Annotated in this window: 17 protein-coding genes; 8 read left to right on the top strand and 9 right to left on the bottom strand. The window is 64.1% G+C overall.

Annotated features, from left to right (window positions below):
* Window positions 1-8: 8 nt before the first annotated feature.
* Together AC3WOS_RS25900 and AC3WOS_RS25895 are read right to left on the bottom strand one after the other, a co-directional pair.
* A complete protein-coding gene (locus AC3WOS_RS25900; protein ID WP_492719859.1) occupies window positions 9-830 on the bottom strand; it encodes an ABC transporter permease in 822 nt (273 codons plus the stop codon).
* Window positions 831-842: 12 nt separating this feature from the next.
* Complete coding sequence (locus AC3WOS_RS25895) at window positions 843-1,823, bottom strand: ABC transporter substrate-binding protein (RefSeq protein ID WP_492719857.1); 981 nt, start codon at window positions 1,821-1,823, stop codon at window positions 843-845.
* A 280-nt stretch (window positions 1,824-2,103) separates the two neighbouring features.
* Here AC3WOS_RS25895 and AC3WOS_RS25890 point away from each other — a divergent pair, with 280 nt between their 5' ends.
* The 3 genes from AC3WOS_RS25890 to AC3WOS_RS25880 all read left to right on the top strand — a co-directional run bounded on the left by AC3WOS_RS25890 (window position 2,104) and on the right by AC3WOS_RS25880 (window position 6,433).
* On the top strand, window positions 2,104-4,230 hold the full coding sequence (locus tag AC3WOS_RS25890) for an NHL repeat-containing protein (RefSeq protein ID WP_492719856.1): 2,127 nt from the start codon (window positions 2,104-2,106) through the stop codon (window positions 4,228-4,230).
* Window positions 4,231-4,448: 218 nt separating this feature from the next.
* The gene (gene ffh, locus AC3WOS_RS25885) at window positions 4,449-5,816 is read left to right on the top strand and encodes a signal recognition particle protein (protein ID WP_492719854.1); all 1,368 of its coding nucleotides are present in this window, start codon (window positions 4,449-4,451) and stop codon (window positions 5,814-5,816) included.
* 245 nt (window positions 5,817-6,061) lie between these two features.
* Entirely contained in the window at window positions 6,062-6,433 is a 372-nt protein-coding gene (locus AC3WOS_RS25880; protein WP_492719853.1) for an SWIB/MDM2 domain-containing protein, read from the top strand.
* 245 nt (window positions 6,434-6,678) lie between these two features.
* On the opposite strand, the gene AC3WOS_RS25875 is transcribed toward AC3WOS_RS25880, so the two are convergent.
* Complete coding sequence (locus tag AC3WOS_RS25875; RefSeq protein ID WP_492719881.1) at window positions 6,679-7,275, bottom strand: lytic transglycosylase domain-containing protein; 597 nt, start codon at window positions 7,273-7,275, stop codon at window positions 6,679-6,681.
* 80 nt (window positions 7,276-7,355) lie between these two features.
* Window positions 7,356-9,092, bottom strand: coding sequence for a proline--tRNA ligase (locus tag AC3WOS_RS25870; protein WP_492719851.1), 1,737 nt, complete (start codon window positions 9,090-9,092; stop codon window positions 7,356-7,358).
* Between the two features lie 204 nt (window positions 9,093-9,296).
* Here AC3WOS_RS25870 and AC3WOS_RS25865 point away from each other — a divergent pair, with 204 nt between their 5' ends.
* A complete protein-coding gene (locus AC3WOS_RS25865) occupies window positions 9,297-10,001 on the top strand; it encodes an RNA pyrophosphohydrolase (protein ID WP_492719850.1) in 705 nt (234 codons plus the stop codon).
* A gap of 27 nt (window positions 10,002-10,028) precedes the next feature.
* Here the strand turns inward: AC3WOS_RS25865 and AC3WOS_RS25860 are convergent, their stop codons facing one another.
* Window positions 10,029-10,610, bottom strand: a complete 582-nt coding sequence (locus AC3WOS_RS25860) for a malonic semialdehyde reductase (protein WP_492719849.1) — start codon at window positions 10,608-10,610, stop codon at window positions 10,029-10,031.
* Window positions 10,611-10,718: 108 nt separating this feature from the next.
* Between AC3WOS_RS25860 and AC3WOS_RS25855 the strand changes: the two genes are divergently transcribed.
* On the top strand, window positions 10,719-11,147 hold the full coding sequence (locus AC3WOS_RS25855; RefSeq protein ID WP_492719848.1) for a DUF1841 family protein: 429 nt from the start codon (window positions 10,719-10,721) through the stop codon (window positions 11,145-11,147).
* A gap of 64 nt (window positions 11,148-11,211) precedes the next feature.
* On the opposite strand, the gene AC3WOS_RS25850 is transcribed toward AC3WOS_RS25855, so the two are convergent.
* Together AC3WOS_RS25850 and AC3WOS_RS25845 are read right to left on the bottom strand one after the other, a co-directional pair.
* Window positions 11,212-11,556, bottom strand: a complete 345-nt coding sequence (locus AC3WOS_RS25850) for a c-type cytochrome (RefSeq protein ID WP_492719846.1) — start codon at window positions 11,554-11,556, stop codon at window positions 11,212-11,214.
* 11 nt (window positions 11,557-11,567) lie between these two features.
* Window positions 11,568-11,897 (bottom strand): c-type cytochrome, encoded by a 330-nt coding sequence (locus tag AC3WOS_RS25845; RefSeq protein ID WP_492719845.1) that lies wholly within the window; start codon window positions 11,895-11,897, stop codon window positions 11,568-11,570.
* Between the two features lie 251 nt (window positions 11,898-12,148).
* Between AC3WOS_RS25845 and AC3WOS_RS25840 the strand changes: the two genes are divergently transcribed.
* The 3 genes from AC3WOS_RS25840 to AC3WOS_RS25830 are packed head-to-tail and all read left to right on the top strand — an operon-like array spanning window position 12,149 to window position 14,794.
* Window positions 12,149-13,015: an AAA family ATPase gene (locus tag AC3WOS_RS25840; protein ID WP_492719844.1), complete on the top strand. Its 867-nt coding sequence runs from the start codon at window positions 12,149-12,151 to the stop codon at window positions 13,013-13,015.
* Entirely contained in the window at window positions 13,015-13,620 is a 606-nt protein-coding gene (locus AC3WOS_RS25835) for a GNAT family N-acetyltransferase (RefSeq protein ID WP_492719842.1), read from the top strand. The genes AC3WOS_RS25840 and AC3WOS_RS25835 overlap by 1 nt, the downstream gene beginning before the upstream one ends.
* A 4-nt stretch (window positions 13,621-13,624) precedes the next feature.
* Entirely contained in the window at window positions 13,625-14,794 is a 1,170-nt protein-coding gene (locus tag AC3WOS_RS25830) for a vWA domain-containing protein (protein ID WP_492719841.1), read from the top strand.
* A gap of 86 nt (window positions 14,795-14,880) precedes the next feature.
* On the opposite strand, the gene AC3WOS_RS25825 is transcribed toward AC3WOS_RS25830, so the two are convergent.
* Window positions 14,881-15,396, bottom strand: coding sequence for a hypothetical protein (locus AC3WOS_RS25825; protein ID WP_492719839.1), 516 nt, complete (start codon window positions 15,394-15,396; stop codon window positions 14,881-14,883).
* A gap of 168 nt (window positions 15,397-15,564) precedes the next feature.
* A complete protein-coding gene (locus AC3WOS_RS25820; protein ID WP_492719838.1) occupies window positions 15,565-16,428 on the bottom strand; it encodes a PoNe immunity protein domain-containing protein in 864 nt (287 codons plus the stop codon).
* Window positions 16,429-16,654: the final 226 nt, after the last annotated feature.

The following is a 16,654-nucleotide window of genomic DNA, read 5'->3' as shown; positions in this document are numbered from 1 at the left end:
GTGCGGCCTCAGTTATCCAGGCCGCGGTGCCAGCGCAGCAGGTGGTTGTTGAGCCGGTTCATCAGCACGTCGATGCCCAGCCCGATCAGGCCGATGCTGATCATGCCGGCGATGATTTTATCGGACCAGAAGTACTCGCGCGCCTCGAGGATGCGGAAACCGAGGCCATTGTTGACGGCGATCATTTCCGACACGATCACGACGATGAAGGCCGTGCCGATGCCGATCCGCACCCCCGACAGGATGTAGGGCACGGCCGCCGGCAAGATCACCCGCACGAACATGGTGCTGCCCGACGCGCCCAGGTTGCGGGCGGCGCGGATATAAATACCGTCCACCTGGCGCACGCCGGCGATGGTGTTCATCAGCACGGGGAAGAAGGCGCCCAGCGCGATCAGGAACACGGCCGGCGGATTGCCCAGCCCGAACCACAGGATGGACAGGGGAATGTAGGCGATGGGCGGGATCGGGCGCAGCAGCTGCACCAGCGGATTGAGCCAGGCATACACGCGCGGCTGCGCCCCCATGGCCAGTCCCAGCGGCAGCGCCAGCCCGGCGCCCACCACAAAACCGACGATGACGCGGTACAGGCTGCCCATGGCGTCGCCGATCAGTTCCCCGGAAAATGCCCAGCCCAGCCAGCTGCCGGCGGCCGCGTCGTAGGGCTGCAGCGGCAGCAGGTATTCGAACCATTTGTGCACCACGGCCCACGGCGAGGGCAGCACCTGCGGGTTGACCCAGCCCAGCGTGGCGGCCCCCTGCCACAGGGCGATCACGACGGCCGGCACGATCAGGCCCACGCCCGCTTCACGCCACTGCGACTTTGCCATGGCTACCCTCTCTTATTTGACGTTCAGGCTTTTCTTGGCCGCGTCCAGCAAGTCCGTCTTGACCCAGTCGCGCGCCACGGGCGGCTTGGCCATGCGGCCCACGCCGGTCTTGACCATGATGTCGGTGGTGACCTGGATGTGCTCGGGCGTGATGTCGTAGGAATAAGGCGAATTGCCGATGGCGTCGTCGAAGTCCTGCTTGCTCAACTGGCCCTTGAACACCACCTCGCGCACATACTTCTCGGCCACGGCCTGGTTGTCGATGAAGGTCTTGGTGGCTTCCACGAAGCAGCGCATGAACTTCTCGGCCAGCGGACGCTTTTCCTTGTAAAACTTCTCCGTCATCACCATGGTGCGCACCGGCGCGCCGATCGGCGTGTCGTAAGGCTTGATGATCTCGTTGCCGTAGCCCTTGTTGATGGCCTGCGACGACTGCGGTTCGGACTGCATCATGGCGTCGATGTTCTTGCCCAGCATGGCCTGGTTCAGGTCGGCGTAGGCCAGGTAGACCAGCTGCACATCCTTGCCCGGCTGGTCGGACACGCTCAGGCCAGCCTGCTGCAGCTCGGCCAGCAGCAGCACTTCCTGGATGCCGCCCCGCGTCACGCCCACTTTCTTGCCCTTCAAGTCCTTGACGGCCTTCAGGTGCAAGTCGGCCCGGCCCACCAGGCGGGCGCCGCCCTTGGCGAAACCGGCCACGGCATAAATGGGCGCGCCGCCGGCCCGGCCCGAGATGGCCGCCTCGGACGCCGTGGTTCCCACATCGAGCTCGCCGGCGATGATGGCCTGCATCACGTCCAGTCCCTTGGCGAACACGTGTTCGTCGACCTTGATGCCGCACTTGGGGGCGATCTCCTTGATATAGGAGACGGCGCCATAGTGGGCGAACTTCAGGTTACCGAGGCGCACCACCTCCTGAGCCTGAGCCTGTCCCTGCCCCCCCCACAACATGGCGGCCAGCGCCACTGTCTTGATTATCGCCTTGCTCTGCATCCCATCTCTCCCCGTTGGTTACCGTGTTGGCCTGCGGCCGCTAAAGTTGCACCGATCATACCAAGCGGCGCCCCACTTGCCTACCGCCACGAACGACGTCAGCTTGCCCCGCCTGCGCGCTTGGGCCCACCCGCTCCATCGGTGACTTTGTGTGAGGTTGTTGAACGCTGGTTGCGGTCATAATGCCGGATATTGCAATTCAATAAAACAAGTCATAATTACAATTGAATGTCTTGACAGCACTGTCCAGGCTCCCCTCAACCCACACCAAGAGCATCGCGTGACTTTCATTTCCTCGCAACATACCCACCGGCTGGCCGGTACCGCCCTGCTGGCACTTGCGTTGACCGCCTGCGGCGGCGGCAGCAGCACCAATCCTCCTGCGCCGGCGCCAACGGCGGCCACGACACTGGCACTGAGCGTCAGCGCGCCCCAGGTCCAGGCCGGCGGCCAGCCGCTGGCCCTGAACGCCGTGCTCGACGCTCCGGGCACCGTCACCTGGCAACTGGCGCCCGACAGCCCTGGCAGCCTGTCGGCGGCCAGCGGCGCCACCGTCAGCTACCAGCCGCCGGCGCGCGTCTCTGCCGTCACGGACGTGACCGTGACGGCCACGTCCGGCAAACTGAGCAAGACCATCGTGCTGCAGCTGGTGCCCGATCCCAGCCAGCCGGGCCTGACGCTGCTGGCCGGCACCATAGGCGGCCACTTCATCCTCGACGGCAAGGGCAGCGCGGCGCGCTTTGACCTGGTCGCCGACATGGCGAGCGACGCCAACGGTAACGTCTATGTGGCCGATAGCCGTCCTGGCGCCGCCAGCGCCGTGCGCATGATCGGCAAGGACGGCACGGTCAGCACGCTGACCAGCACCACGGCCGGCCACGTCGACGGCGACCGCGACCATGCGCGGGTGGAACGGGTGCGCAGCCTCGCCCTGGGTGCGGGCGGCCAGCTGTACCTGCTCGACGCGGGCGCCCAGGCCAGCTATTTGCGCACGCTGGACGCCGATGGCCGCATCGCCACCGTGACCACCCTGGCCGCGCCGTTCGCCGATGCCAGCCGCATCTTCAGCGATGGCGCCGGGACCCTCTATATAGAAGCATCGGCCACGGGAAAACTGGGCAAGCTGGCCGGCAACGGCAGCGTGCTGGAAGTGACCGGCTTGCCGCCGGCCGGACAATTCGCGGCTGACCGCAGCGGCACGCTGTATTACTTCAGCGGCGCCAGCGGCGGCGTGGGCGCCATCTTCCGGCGCACGGCGGACGGCGTGACCAGCACGGTCATCGCGGCCAGCTTGCAGGGCCCCCGTCCGGACGGCGAAACCGGCGCCACCACCGTGTCGCGCGCGGTCAGCCTGACGCTGGACGCGGACGGCAATTTGCTGCTGACCGACCCTGACGACACCATCGGCGGCACCGGTTACCGCATCCGCAAGATCAGCGGCGGCACGATCAGCACCGTGTTTGCCGACAATCCGTACGGTAACTACCTGTTTGACCGCAATAACAACCCTGGCCGCTTGCGCGTGGCCGGCGACGGCAGCCTGCTGCTCTCGACCGACAGCATGGTATACCGGCTGGCCGGTGGCAAGCTGGTCGCCCTGGCCGGGCTGAGCGATGACACGGAAGGCTATGCCAGGGATGGCCAAGGCGCGGCCGCCCGCTATTTCAGTCCCGGCATGCTGGGGGCCGACGCGGACGGCAACGTCTATTCCATCGAAGGGGTGAACTATCCCAACGCGCCATTCTTCCTGCATGACCGCCTGACGGTACGCAAGACCTCGGCCGCCGGGGCCGTCACCACCTTTGCCGCACCCGACCTGCATGGCAAGCCCAGCGGGCTGGCCGTCAGCCGCGCCGGCGTCGTGTATGTCGCGCTGCAAACGAGCAGCAGCGTGCCCGCGCCGGGGCAGGCGCCCGGTGGCGCCCTGTACCGCGTCGATGGCGGCAGCGCGCTGTCGCTGCTGGCCGGCGCGCCGGGCGTCATCGATGGCGCCGGCAAACCGCGCGACGGCAGCGGCGCCGGCGCCACCTTCAACGCGCCCGTGCTGCAAGGCATAGACAGCGACGGCAACCTGTATGTGGCCGACCGCGACTATGCGGCCAACGCGCCCATCGTGCGCAAGGTGACGCAACAAGGCGTGGTCAGCACCGTCAGCGCCCTGCCCAAGGGCTTGAACGCGGCGCCGGACGGCAATGTCTACCGCGCCGACCCGGCCACAGGCGTCATCTACCGCACCACGCCGGCCGGCGATACGGCCGCCGTGGCCGGCAGCGCCGGGCTGCAGGGCACGGTGCTGGGCGCGCTGCCGGCCCGCCTCGACCACCCGTCCAGCGTCGTGCCGGTCGGGTCCGATACCTTGGTGGTGGCGGCCGGCGGCGCCCTGCTGCGGCTGGTGCTGGCGCACTAAAGAGCCGGCCCTGGGCCGCGCGCGCCCTTGGCAGCGTTGCGCCGGTGCCGGGCACGGCCATCGTCGCTGGCCTGCCACGCCGTCGTCCCGGCATGCGCCGGCGCGGGCCGGGACGACGGTGTGCCGGCCCGGTCCTGACCGCGCTGCCGCGATGCGGTAAAATGGCGGCCATCGTCCGGCCCCGGCCGGCCACCATCCAGACAGATTCCAGGTTCATCATGCTAGATAATCTTACCCAGCGCCTTGCCAAGGTCGTCAAGACCATGCGCGGCGAGGCCCGTTTGACGGAAGCGAACACGGCCGAGATGCTGCGCGAAGTGCGGCTGGCCCTGCTCGAAGCCGACGTGGCGCTGCCGGCCGTGCGCGAATTCATCGCCCGCGTCAAGGAAAAATCCATGGGCGAGGAAGTGCTGTCCTCGCTCTCGCCGGGCCAGGCCCTGGTGGGCGTGGTGCAGCGCGAACTGGCCGCCATCATGGGCGCCGACCTGGGCGAACAGGCCGCCCAGCTCAGTTTTGCCCAGCAGCCGCCCGCCATCATCCTGATGGCCGGTCTGCAAGGTGTGGGTAAGACCACCACCGTCGGCAAGCTGGCCAAGTACCTCAAGGAAGAAAAGAAGAAGAAAGTGCTGACCGTGTCGGCCGACGTCTACCGTCCGGCCGCCATCGCCCAGCTGCAATCGGTGAGCGGCCAGGTGGGCGCCGACTTCTTCCCATCCACGGCGGCCGACAAGCCGGTCGACATCGCGCTGGCCGCGCTGGACTGGGCCAAGAAGCATTACCACGACGTGCTGATCATCGACACGGCCGGCCGCCTCGGCATCGATGAAGAGATGATGCGCGAGATCGCCGCCATCCACGGCGCCGTCAAGCCGATCGAAACCCTGTTCGTGGTCGACGCCATGCTGGGCCAGGACGCCATCAACACGGCCAAGGCCTTCAACGACGCCCTGCCCCTGACCGGCATCGTGCTCACCAAGCTCGACGGCGACTCGCGCGGCGGCGCGGCCCTGTCGGTACGCCACATCACGGGCAAGCCCATCAAGTTCGCCGGCGTGTCCGAAAAGCTCGACGGGCTGGAAGCGTTCGACCCGCAGCGCATGGCCAACCGCATCCTGGGCATGGGCGACATCCTGGCCCTGGTCGAGGAAGCGCGCAAGGGCGTGGACGCCAAGGCGGCGGCCGACCTGGCGCAGAAGATCAAGGTCGGCGGCAAGTTCGACATGAACGACTTCAAGGCCCAGCTGGGCCAGATGAAGAAGATGGGCGGCATGGCCAGCCTGGTCGACAAGCTGCCGGCCCAGTTCCAGCAGGCGGCCGGCAACGCCAACATGGACCAGGCCGACAAGCAGGTGCGGCGCATGGTGGGCATCATCGACTCGATGACGCCGCAGGAACGGGCCAAGCCGGAACTGATCAAGGCCACCCGCAAGCGCCGCATCGCCGCCGGCGCCGGGGTCCAGGTGCAGGAAGTGAACCGCATGCTGACCCAGTTCGAGCAGATGCAGACCATGATGAAAAAACTGTCGGGCGGCGGCATGATGAAGATGATGCGCTCGATGAAAGGCATGATGCCGGGCCTGCGCTAAGCGCTTTTCCGCCCCCGTCGGCCGCTCCCTGGCACCGCCTGCGCGCCCCGCGCCAGGCGGTGTTTTTACGTGCAAACTTCCGGTGGTTTGCCCCTGGACGGTGCAGGGGCGGGCCCGGGCCCTGATTTACGTGGTGTTTCCGGGAAAAAACGCGAAAAACACTTGCATCCCCGGTAAATCCCCACCAATATTAGCCGTGCGATCAATTGCGCAATTTTCCATGTGTTCGTTAAGGAGGCTCGAAGATGGCAACAGCCAAAAAAACCCCAGCAGCAGCACCAGCCAAGAAAGCGGTGGCCGCCAAGCCCGCCGCCGTGAAAAAAGCAGCACCCGCAGCCAAGAAAGAGGCCGCACCGGCCGCACCGCGCAAACCGAACGCCGCTTTCATGAAGGCCATGACGCCTTCGGCCGTGCTGGCCGCCGTGGTCGGCGCCACCCCATTGCCGCGCACTGAAGTGACCAAGAAAGTGTGGGATTACATCAAGAAGCTCGACCTGCAGGATCCGGCCAACCGCCGCATGATCAATGCCGACGACAAGCTGAAGGCAGTATTCGGCGGCAAAGCCCAGGTGTCCATGTTCGAGATGACCAAGCTGATCTCCGACCACCTGAAATAAGCATTCCCGGCTGTCCGAGCCGAACGAACCGCCCCGCGCCCCACCGCCCGGGGCGTTTTTTTTGCCCCGCCGTCAGCCGCAAAAAATGGGGACGTACCCCATTTCCTGAAAAATGGGGACGTACCCCAATTCCCATACCCCATTTCCCACAGTTTTTCAGCCCGGCAGTCCAGCGAAAAAGAGGTACAAAAAAGGGGTACGTCCCCATTATCAAAAAAAGGGGTACGTCCCCATTTTTTGGGGCGCTAGAGGGGGGCTTTGAACTTCCAGTTGTTCCACGCCGACAGCACGGCGTTCGGGTATTCGGGACGGCCACGGCTGCCGTTGTAGCGGCCCAGCGCCAGGTAGAGGTTGCCCGCTTCCATGTCCAGGTACATGCGCAAAATGGCGCAGCCGTAGCGCAGGTTGGTCTGCATGTTGAACAGGGCGCTGCGGTTGCGGTCGCCGATCACGTTGGTCCAGAACGGCATCACCTGCATGTAGCCGCGCGCCCCCACCATCGATACGGCATATTTGCGATAGGCCGATTCCACCTGGATCAGGCCCAGCACGAGGCCGGGGTCGAGACCGGCCCGGTGCGCTTCGTACCACGCCGTTTCCAGGAATTCCGTGCGCAGCTGCGGGTCCGGCAGGCGCCGCGCCAGCCGGGCCGACATCTGCGTCAGCCATCCCTGGTAGCGCTGTTCGTCGGCCGGATTGCGGAACGTGGGCTTGGGCGGACGCGCGTCGAGGATGGCGTTCGACAACGCCACCCGCACGGCGTCGGCCAGCGCTTCTTCCTTCTGGCTGCCGGCGTGGACGTTGGGGCCCTGCAGGGCGCCCGTCGCCAGCGCCAGCCCCATCAGCCAGCGCTGGGGCCGGGCCCACCAGCGGCGCCGGTCGGCGCTGGCTACCGCGCTGTGTGCAGTCAGGATGTCCACGATCAGGCGGCCAGCTTGCCCTTGATGAAGGTGATGATGTCGGCCAGCGGCACGGCCGTCGCCTCGGTATCGCGCCGGCCCTGGTATTCCAGGTTGCCTTCCTTCAGGCCACGCTCGCCGATCACGACCCGGTGCGGCACGCCCACCAGTTCCCAGTCGGCGAACATGGCGCCCGGACGCAGGCCGCGGTCGTCGACGATGACGTCGATGCCGGCCGCCAGCGCCTGCGCGTACAGCTGCTCCGTTTCCGCCTTGACCAGCTCGCTGCGCTCCATGCCCATCGGGCACAGCACCAGTTCGAACGGGGCCAGCGCCGTCGGCCAGATGATGCCCTTGTCGTCGAAGTTCTGCTCGATGGCCGCGCCCAGGATGCGGGTGATGCCGATGCCATAGCAGCCCATCTGCAGCGGAGCCGGCTTGCCGTTCTCGTCGAGGAAAGTGGCTTTCATGCTTTCCGAGTAGGCCGTACCGAGCTGGAAGACGTGGCCCACTTCGATGCCCCGTTCAATGGCCAGCACGCCCTTGCCGTCCGGCGAGGCGTCGCCTTCGACCACGTTGCGCAGGTCGGCCACCAGGGTGGGCTCGGCCATGTCGCGGCCCCAGTTGGCGCCCGTGTAGTGGAAGCCGGCGTCGTTGGCGCCGCACACGAAGTCGGCCATGTTGGCCACGGTGCGGTCGGCCACCACGGTGACGGGGGCTTTGGTGCCGATGGGGCCCAGGTAGCCGGGCACGCAGCCGTATACTTCCAGGATTTCCGCTTCCGTCGAGAAGCGGTGGGCGGCCAGGCCGGGCACCTTGCCCACCTTGACTTCGTTCAGTTCATGGTCGCCGCGCAGCAGCAGCATGAAGTACTGCGGCGTGACTTTGCCGTCCTGCTCATGGTCCACGGTCAGGGCGATGGTCTTGACGGTGTGCGCCAGCGGCAGGCCCAGCAGGTCGGCCACCTGTTCGCACTTGGTGGCGTCGGGCGTGGCCGTCTTGACCAGGGCGGCCGCGGCGGCGGGACGGGCGGCGGCCAGCGGCAGCGCTTCCGCCGCTTCCATGTTGGCCGCGTAGTCGGAGGTAGGGCAGTAGACGATGGCGTCTTCGCCGGTGCTGGCGATGACGTGGAATTCGTGCGAACCGGTGCCGCCGATGGCGCCGTTGTCGGCCGCCACGGCGCGGAACTTGAGGCCGAAGCGGTGGAAGATCCGGGTGTAGGCGTCATACATGACCTTGTACGACGCTTGCATGCCGGCCAGGTCGCGGTCGAAGGAATAGGCATCCTTCATGGTGAACTCGCGCCCGCGCATCAGGCCGAAACGGGGACGGCGCTCGTCGCGGAACTTGGTCTGGATGTGGTAAAAATTCAACGGCAGTTGACGGTAGGATTTGATTTCCGAACGGACAACATCGGTGATCACTTCCTCGGACGTGGGCTGGATGGCGAAGTCGCGGCCATGGCGGTCCTTGACGCGCATCAGTTCCGGACCCATCTTGTCCCAGCGGCCCGTTTCCTGCCACAGCTCGGCCGGCTGCACCAGCGGCATCAGCAGCTCGATGGCGGCGGCGGCGTTCATCTCTTCGCGCACGATCGCTTCGACCTTGCGGATCACCCGCAGGCCCATCGGCATGTAAGTATAGATGCCCGAGCCCAGGCGTTTGATCATGCCGGCCCGCATCATCAACTGGTGGCTGACGATTTCGGCATCGGCAGGCGCTTCTTTAAGCGTGGAAATAAAAAATCGGGAGGCGCGCATAACGGTGAATTCTTTTTAAAAAGAGAGGGTTATAATCAACCTAATTTTAAAGGATTAGCTGGCTGATGCGTCCATACTTTATACAAATGCGTTCAATTGATGGCGTTCCGGTCGTTTTCGTACCCCGAAAACGGTGCCGGCGCGCGGATTTGTGGGCAAAAATGTAAGCCGGACGCGCAGTCGCAGAAAGTTTTGAGGTGCAACATGCTCGATCGTGAAGGGTTTCGGCCCAACGTCGGCATCATCCTGCTCAACGCCCATAACGAGGTGTGGTGGGGCAAGCGGGTGCGCGAGCACTCATGGCAATTTCCGCAGGGCGGCATCAAATACGGGGAAACGCCGGAACAGGCGATGTACCGGGAGCTGGAAGAGGAGATCGGGTTAAGGCAGGAGCACGTCAAGATCGTCGGCCGCACGCGCGACTGGCTGCGCTACGAAGTGCCCGACCACTTCATCAAGCGGGAAATCCGCGGCCACTACCGGGGCCAGAAGCAGATTTGGTTCCTGTTGCGCATGTGCGCGCGCGACAACGACGTCAACCTGCGCCTGACCGACCACCCCGAATTCGACGCCTGGCGCTGGCATGAGTACTGGGTGCCGCTGGACGTGGTGATCGAATTCAAGCGGGAAGTGTATCAGCGCGCCCTGCAGGAACTGTCGCGCTTCCTGACCTGGCCGGCCCATGGCAATGGCCACCACCGCCACACGTCGCGCTACTTGCGCCAGCCGCACGCGCCCCGTCCGGCGCCGGAAGCGGCGCCTTGCGGGGAAGGCCAGCCTGCCGCCGACACCCAGCAACCGGGGACGCGCCAGCCGCAGCCGGCTGCCGTAGCGGTGCCGACCTCACCGGCAGCCATGCCACTGGCAGTGCCGGCGGAAGCCGGGGATGTGGTCAAGACCGGCAGCTGACGGCCATGTCAGCTGCACCCTGCCCCGTCACACGATGCGGCACGCCTCGTCGAACGCCAGCCGCGGCGCGCGCGGGCGCAGCCGGGCCGGGTCGCCATAACCGAGGCTGCACACGAAGTTGACCCGCACCGTGCTGCCGGCGAAGAAGGCGGCGTTGACCTGGTCGGCATCGAAGCCGGACATGGGGCCGCAATCGAGGCCGATGGCACGCGCCGCCATGATCAGGTAGGCGCCCTGCAGCGAGGCGTTGCGAAACGCCGTGTCCCGTATCAGCGCGTCGTTGCCGACAAACCAGGCGCGGGCGTCGACGGCCGGCGACAGCTGGGGCAGCTTTTCATAAAATGCCAGGTCCATGCCGATGATGACGGTGACGGGCGCCTGCGCCGTCTTGGCCGCGTTACCGGGCGCCATACAGGCGGCCAGCCTGGCCTTCTGCTCGGCCGACTTGACGAACACGAAGCGCGCCGGCGAACTGTTGGCCGAGGTGGGCGCCCACTTGAGCAGGTCGAACAGCAGTTCGAGCTGGGCATCGGTGACCTCGCGCGGCTGCCAGCCATTGTGGGTGCGGGCGGCGTAGAACAGGGTGTCGAGGGCGATATCGTTCAGCATGAAGGCTCCGGTCAGGTGGCGGGCCGGCTGGCCCGCGTCGGTGCCAGCGTACACATTTTGCGCAGCAGGTACAATGGCGGCTGGCTGTTCCCTCCCCCGATACCACTTATGTTCAATCCCTCATCCGACGACGTGCGCCGCTTCTTCTGCGAAACGTTCCGCAAGCAGCGCGCCAACGACATCCTCAGCCCCATCGAAGCGATGGCGGCCGACTGGATACGCCACCATCCTGAATACGAGACCATCCTGGGCGACGTCGAGTCGGCGCTGGCGCGCGACTTCAGCGTCGACAGCGGCCAGACCAATCCCTTCCTGCACCTGTCCATGCACCTGTCGATCGACGAGCAGATCTCGATCGACCAGCCGCCCGGCATCCGCGACGCCGCCACGGCCCTGACCCTGCGCCTCGATTCGTCCCACGAGGCGCACCACCAGATCATGGAATGCCTGGGCGAGATGATCTGGACCGCCCAGCGCTCGGGCCTGCCGCTGGACGGCGAGGCCTACGTGGAGAGCGTGCGGCGCCGCCTCAAGTAAAGTCCCGCCCACGCAAAAAAGCCACGACGAGCGTGGCTTTTTTTGTTTGCGGCGGCGCTCAGGCTTAGCGCTGCGGCGTGGACAGCGAACCTGGCAGGCTGTGCAGATAAGCGGCCAGGTCCTTGATGTCCTGGTTGCTGAGCGGCTTGACCTGGCCCGCCATGATGGCGTTGCCGCGGCCGTTGGCGCCGTCGCCGCGCTTGTAGGCGGTCAGCGCGTGTTCCAGGTAATCCTTGTGCTGGCCGGCCAGCTTGGGATAGCTGGGGTCGATCGGGGTGTTGAAATCCTTGCCGTGGCAAGCGAAGCAGCTGTATTTTTCCGTCAGGGCCTTGCCGGCATCGAGATTGCCGCTGGCGACAGCGGACAGCGAGACGGCGGAGCAGAACAGGGCGGTGATCAGTTTTTTCATCGGTTCAGTCCTTATTTCGCCGTCGTTTGCTGGGAATAGTATGCTGCCACGTCCGCGATGTCCTGGTCCGACAGGCTGGCCGCGATGCCCTTCATGGAAGGATGCTTGCGCTCGCCCTTCTGATAGCCCTTGAGCGCGTTCTCGATGTACTTGGCCGACTGGCCACCAATCATGGGCACCTGAAACACTTCGGGGAAGGTCGCCTTGTAGCCCGGGATGCCGTGGCAGCCGATGCACATTTCAATCTTGGCGGGAGCGGCCTTGGCGTTCCCTACGATGTCGGCCGCAAAAGCGGCGTGGGCGAATCCTGCAAGCACGAGAAGTGCGTAGATTTTTTTCATGGTGTGGTGGCTAAGTAATCAGTGGTCATCGGATACAGCCCAAGCGCAAATCTTAACTTTTGCGCTATCAATCAGCGATTCTAACTCAAGAATGTTTCCATCGTCTATCAAGAATCATGGACAAACGGGCCAAGTTTCGCTAGGCGTGGCGCATTGTTCCCAGCGCGCTCCGAGGGCGGCCTCTAGCGAACTGTCTTATACTGGAGCGGTTTGCCGCATCCCTTCCCTTTTCTACAGTGAGACCGTACCCCATGCACGCTAACCAAGGACCAGCCCCACGCTTCCAGGGTTCCGACAACTACGTTGCCACCAACGACTTGAAACTGGCCGTCAACGCGGCGCTGACGCTGCAACGCCCGCTGCTGATCAAGGGCGAGCCGGGCACCGGCAAGACCATGCTGGCCGAGGAAGTGGCGGCCGCGCTCAACATGCCGCTGATGCAGTGGCACATCAAGTCCACTACCAAGGCCCAGCAAGGCCTGTACGAATACGACGCCGTGTCGCGCCTGCGCGACTCGCAGCTGGGCGACGAGCGCGTGCGCGACATCCACAACTACATCGTCAAGGGCGTGCTGTGGCAAGCGTTCACGGCGCCCGAGCCGGTGGTGTTGCTGATCGACGAGATCGACAAAGCCGACATCGAATTCCCCAACGACCTGCTGCGCGAACTGGACCGCATGGAGTTCTACGTCTACGAGACGCGCGAGATGGTGGTGGCCAAGCACCGCCCGCTCGTCATCATCACCTCCAACAACGAGAAGGAATTGCCGGACGCCTTCCTGCGCCGCTGCTTCTTCCACTACATTAAGTTCCCCGACCGCGACACGATGGAGCAGATTGTGGCCGTGCACTACCCCAACCTGAAGAAGGAACTGCTGGCCCAGGCCCTGCAGACCTTCTACCAAGTGCGCGACGTGCAGGGCCTGAAGAAGAAGCCATCCACTTCCGAGTTCCTGGACTGGCTCAAGCTGCTGCTGGCCGAGGACATTCCGGCCGAAGCCCTGCGCAGCCAGGACGCCAAGGCCATCGTGCCGCCGCTGCATGGCGCCCTGCTCAAGAACGAGCAGGACATCCACCTGTTCGAGCGCCTGGTGTTCATGGCCAGGACCAACCGCTGATGAACGCGGCACTGCAAGCCCCCATCCCCGTCACGCTGGAATGGAACGGGGTGCGGCTCGAACCGCTGGCCATGCACCACGCCGACGGCCTGCGCGCGGCCGCCGCCGACGGCGAGCTGTGGCAGCTGCGCATCACCTCGGTGCCGGCGCCGGAGGAGACGGAGGCCTACATCGAACGCGCCATCGCCATGCGCCCTTCCCGGCTGGCGTTCGCCGTGATCGACGCGGTCAGCGGCGCCGTGATGGGCACCACCAGCTTCCACGACATCGTGCCGGAACTGGACCGGGCCGAAATCGGCTACACCTGGTATGCGCGCAGCCGCCAGCGCAGCCACGTCAACACCACCTGCAAGCTGCTGCTGCTGGGCCACGCGTTCGACACGCTGGGCTGCGCCGTGGTCGGCCTGCGCACCGATAACTTCAACCACACGTCGCAGCGCGCCATCGAACGCCTGGGCGCCAGGCGCGACGGCGTGCTGCGCCACCACGCGCTGCGCCGCGACGGCACCGTGCGCGACACCGTCATGTACAGCATCGTGCGCGGCGAGTGGCCGGAAATCAAAGCCCACCTGCACTACAAGCTGCAGCAGGGCGGAAAGCGCTGACATCATGCTGATCGATTTTTTCTTCACGCTCAAGGATGCCAAAATCCCCGTCACGATCAAGGAGTTTTTGACCCTGCTCGAGGCAATGCAGAAGAACGTCATCGAAGCGTCAATGGACGACTTCTATTACCTGTCGCGCCTGACGCTGGTCAAGGATGAAGCCCATTTCGACAAGTTCGACCGCGCCTTCGCCCAGTACTTCAAGGGCATCAACGCCGCCTTCGAGAGCAACAGCGCCATCCCGCTCGACTGGCTGGTCAAGCGCATGCAGCGCGAGCTGAGCGAGGAACAGAAGGCCCAGCTGGAAAAATTCGGCTACGACAAGCTGATGGACCGGCTGGCCGAACTGCTGAAGGAACAGAAGGAGCGCCACGAAGGCGGCAGCAAGTGGATAGGCACGGGCGGCACCTCCCCGTTCGGCAACGGCGGCACCAACCCGGAAGGGGTGCGCATCGGCGGCAAGGGCGGCAACCGCACCGCCGTCAAGGTGTGGGAAGCGCGCGCCTACAAGGACTACGACGGCGAACGCGAACTGGGCACGCGCAACATCAAGGTGGCGCTGCGCCGGCTGCGCAAGTTCGCCCGCGAAGGGGCCGAGGAGGAACTGGCGCTCGACGCCACCATCCGCGCCACGGCCAGCAATGCCGGCTACCTCGACATCAAGATGCGCCCCGAGCGCAAGAACAAGGTCAAGGTGCTGATGCTGTTCGACGTGGGCGGCACCATGGACGACCATATCGAGCGCACGGAGGAACTGTTCTCGGCCTCCAAGACGGAGTTCAAGAACATGGAGTTCTTCTACTTCCACAACTGCGTGTACGACCACCTGTGGAAGAACAACCGGCGCCGCCATGCCGAGCGTTTTCCCACCTGGGACATCCTGCGCAAGTACCCGCCCGACACCAAGCTCATTTTCGTCGGCGACGCCACCATGAGTCCCTACGAGATTTTGCAGCCGGGCGGCTCGGTAGAGTACAACAACGAGGAAGCGGGTTCGGAATGGCTGGCCCGTTTCACCAACGCCTTCCCCAAGTTCGTCTGGCTCAATCCGGAACCGGAAGGGGTGTGGCAGTATCGGCAGTCCGTCTCCGTGATCCGCCAGTTGATGAACAACCGCATGTTCCCGCTGACGATAGAGGGGCTGGAGCGGGCCATGCGCACGCTGAGCAAATAAGGAAACGATACGGAAGCGCCGGGAAGTTGACGGCGGAATGCACGAAGGAGCGCGATCAATCCACTTGCGCTTCTTCTTCAGGCCGCTTATGGCCGGCGGCCGTCTTGCGTTTCGCTTGCACCGGCTTGATTAATAGTTCGGCAGGGATGCCCAGTCAGGTTGTTGGCGCTGGCCGTGGTTACCGTGCCGAGCGCGATGTCGCGCCCGGCCGTGAGTACGGTGGCGCCGTCCTGGCCGGCGTTGCCGATCCGCGCCGCCTGCAGCCCGATGTCGCGCCCGGCCAGCATCTGCAGCGTGCCGCTGCCGGTGGCGCCGTCGCCCGTCACGTACAGCGCGGCCACCCGGTCGATATTGGTGTGGCTGAAGCTGTTGCCACCCACGGCGCTGGCCGCGCTGCCGGTGGTGGTCTCGACGTGGATGTCGCGTCCGGCCGTGGCCACCAGCGCGCTGTTGGCCGCGATGGTGCCGCCGATGTTGTTCAGGTCGGTGTGCGCCGTCACGGCCACGGCGTCGCCGTGGATGCGTCCGCCCAGGTTCTGCACATTGTCGGCCGTCAGCCTGACCACGTCGCGCCCGGCGATCGCCAGCACCTTTTGCACCATGCCGTCGGCCAGTGTGACGTCCTGCTCAGCGTAAGGCTAAATGCAGGGGTGCAGAGGAGAACAATTCGTTATTTTGGTCTATCATCAAACGGGACTCGCCAGCTAGCCAATAGCGCACACAACCATGCGCCATCTTCGCTGGGCAAGGGCCAGTCTTCTAGTAATAACTCAAATTGCGCACTTGCCACGAAACAGCCGAGAAAATAGACTCCGCGATGATTTCTGTCGATCCGGATGCGTGGTCGGGCCGTTAGGACGCAACAGGTCACCTGGATAGTACTCATGTCCCAGGCATAATGTGTCGTCAATCTGAAACACCTTGGCCACCACCGCCGCCTCGATGCACCAGCGACCGAAATAACTTCCCATACTTAACGGATGCTTGACCGGATCGCCGTAGACATACCACCAAAGTTCATCTTTTCCTTTGCGGGCCAGTTCCACATACCAGTGATCGACAAATTCACACAAGAACGCGGGTTGTCGTTCCTTACTGGAGTCGATCGTTTTGAGTAATCGAGCGTAGGGTTTGGGGTGAAGAGTCGCGGTTCCAATCACCCGGTCCCGTTGCCGCGTCGCCATCACGCGGTCAAGCAGCTCATCCTGGCCGGCCGCATCGATCAGTGCTACCAAACGGTTCCACTGATCATCTGGAATGTCCAAAGTGAGGGCAAGCCCCACCAGCCAGAAACACCAGTTGTAGTGGTTCAGGTTGGCGAGGTCAAATATCCAGTCACGGCAGGTCTTCAAATGATGCGTCCTGCAGACTTCGTCGGCTAGTCGATTGGAAAGTTCCCAAGTATCAAGTAGGCCGACGAAATGCTGGCCTAATGCAGTGATCGGATCGCCTCGGGAGTAGCAGCGAAGGATTAGACGACGGTATCTTTCGGCTAAGTTAAAACAAAATTGTGGATCGTAAACTGGATTAACTGAAGGCTTGTTCAATGCCACTAAATTTTCAGCAATAAGCTTGCTATCAAAATCTATTCTATCAGTCCAGTAGGCGGGATCTCCCAATGGAGCACGAGTCATGATTTTGCTCCCGATAAATTCATCTTTGGTAACACTATTTTTGACGTATCGATTGGCTTCGGCTTACCTACAGCGTCCAACACTTGCAACTCAGTGGCGCCATCAGGTCGCGTTGTGACGACCCATGTTTCGGTACGACCGGCCTTAATTGCTGTGGTCTAATTTGCCCGGACACCTCAATAGGTGGAAAATCCACCACCTGAGGAGTTAAAGCATGACAACAAGA

Source organism: Rugamonas sp. FW305-51 (assembly GCF_058786935.1).
This window is presented reverse-complemented; position numbering and strand designations above follow the sequence as displayed.

Bases quoted from the DNA above. Each gene is read 5' to 3' on its own strand.
- AC3WOS_RS25900 (WP_492719859.1), bottom strand. From the start codon at position 830: ATGGCAAAGTCGCAGTGGCGTGAAGCGGGCGTGGGCCTGATCGTGCCG.
- AC3WOS_RS25895 (WP_492719857.1), bottom strand. From the start codon at position 1,823: ATGCAGAGCAAGGCGATAATCAAGACAGTGGCGCTGGCCGCCATGTTG.
- ffh (WP_492719854.1), top strand. From the start codon at position 4,449: ATGCTAGATAATCTTACCCAGCGCCTTGCCAAGGTCGTCAAGACCATG.
- AC3WOS_RS25880 (WP_492719853.1), top strand. From the start codon at position 6,062: ATGGCAACAGCCAAAAAAACCCCAGCAGCAGCACCAGCCAAGAAAGCG.
- AC3WOS_RS25875 (WP_492719881.1), bottom strand. From the start codon at position 7,275: ATGGGGCTGGCGCTGGCGACGGGCGCCCTGCAGGGCCCCAACGTCCAC.
- AC3WOS_RS25870 (WP_492719851.1), bottom strand. From the start codon at position 9,092: ATGCGCGCCTCCCGATTTTTTATTTCCACGCTTAAAGAAGCGCCTGCC.
- AC3WOS_RS25865 (WP_492719850.1), top strand. From the start codon at position 9,297: ATGCTCGATCGTGAAGGGTTTCGGCCCAACGTCGGCATCATCCTGCTC.
- AC3WOS_RS25860 (WP_492719849.1), bottom strand. From the start codon at position 10,610: ATGCTGAACGATATCGCCCTCGACACCCTGTTCTACGCCGCCCGCACC.
- AC3WOS_RS25855 (WP_492719848.1), top strand. From the start codon at position 10,719: ATGTTCAATCCCTCATCCGACGACGTGCGCCGCTTCTTCTGCGAAACG.
- AC3WOS_RS25850 (WP_492719846.1), bottom strand. From the start codon at position 11,556: ATGAAAAAACTGATCACCGCCCTGTTCTGCTCCGCCGTCTCGCTGTCC.
- AC3WOS_RS25845 (WP_492719845.1), bottom strand. From the start codon at position 11,897: ATGAAAAAAATCTACGCACTTCTCGTGCTTGCAGGATTCGCCCACGCC.
- AC3WOS_RS25840 (WP_492719844.1), top strand. From the start codon at position 12,149: ATGCACGCTAACCAAGGACCAGCCCCACGCTTCCAGGGTTCCGACAAC.
- AC3WOS_RS25835 (WP_492719842.1), top strand. From the start codon at position 13,015: ATGAACGCGGCACTGCAAGCCCCCATCCCCGTCACGCTGGAATGGAAC.
- AC3WOS_RS25830 (WP_492719841.1), top strand. From the start codon at position 13,625: ATGCTGATCGATTTTTTCTTCACGCTCAAGGATGCCAAAATCCCCGTC.
- AC3WOS_RS25825 (WP_492719839.1), bottom strand. From the start codon at position 15,396: ATGGTGCAAAAGGTGCTGGCGATCGCCGGGCGCGACGTGGTCAGGCTG.
- AC3WOS_RS25820 (WP_492719838.1), bottom strand. From the start codon at position 16,428: ATGACTCGTGCTCCATTGGGAGATCCCGCCTACTGGACTGATAGAATA.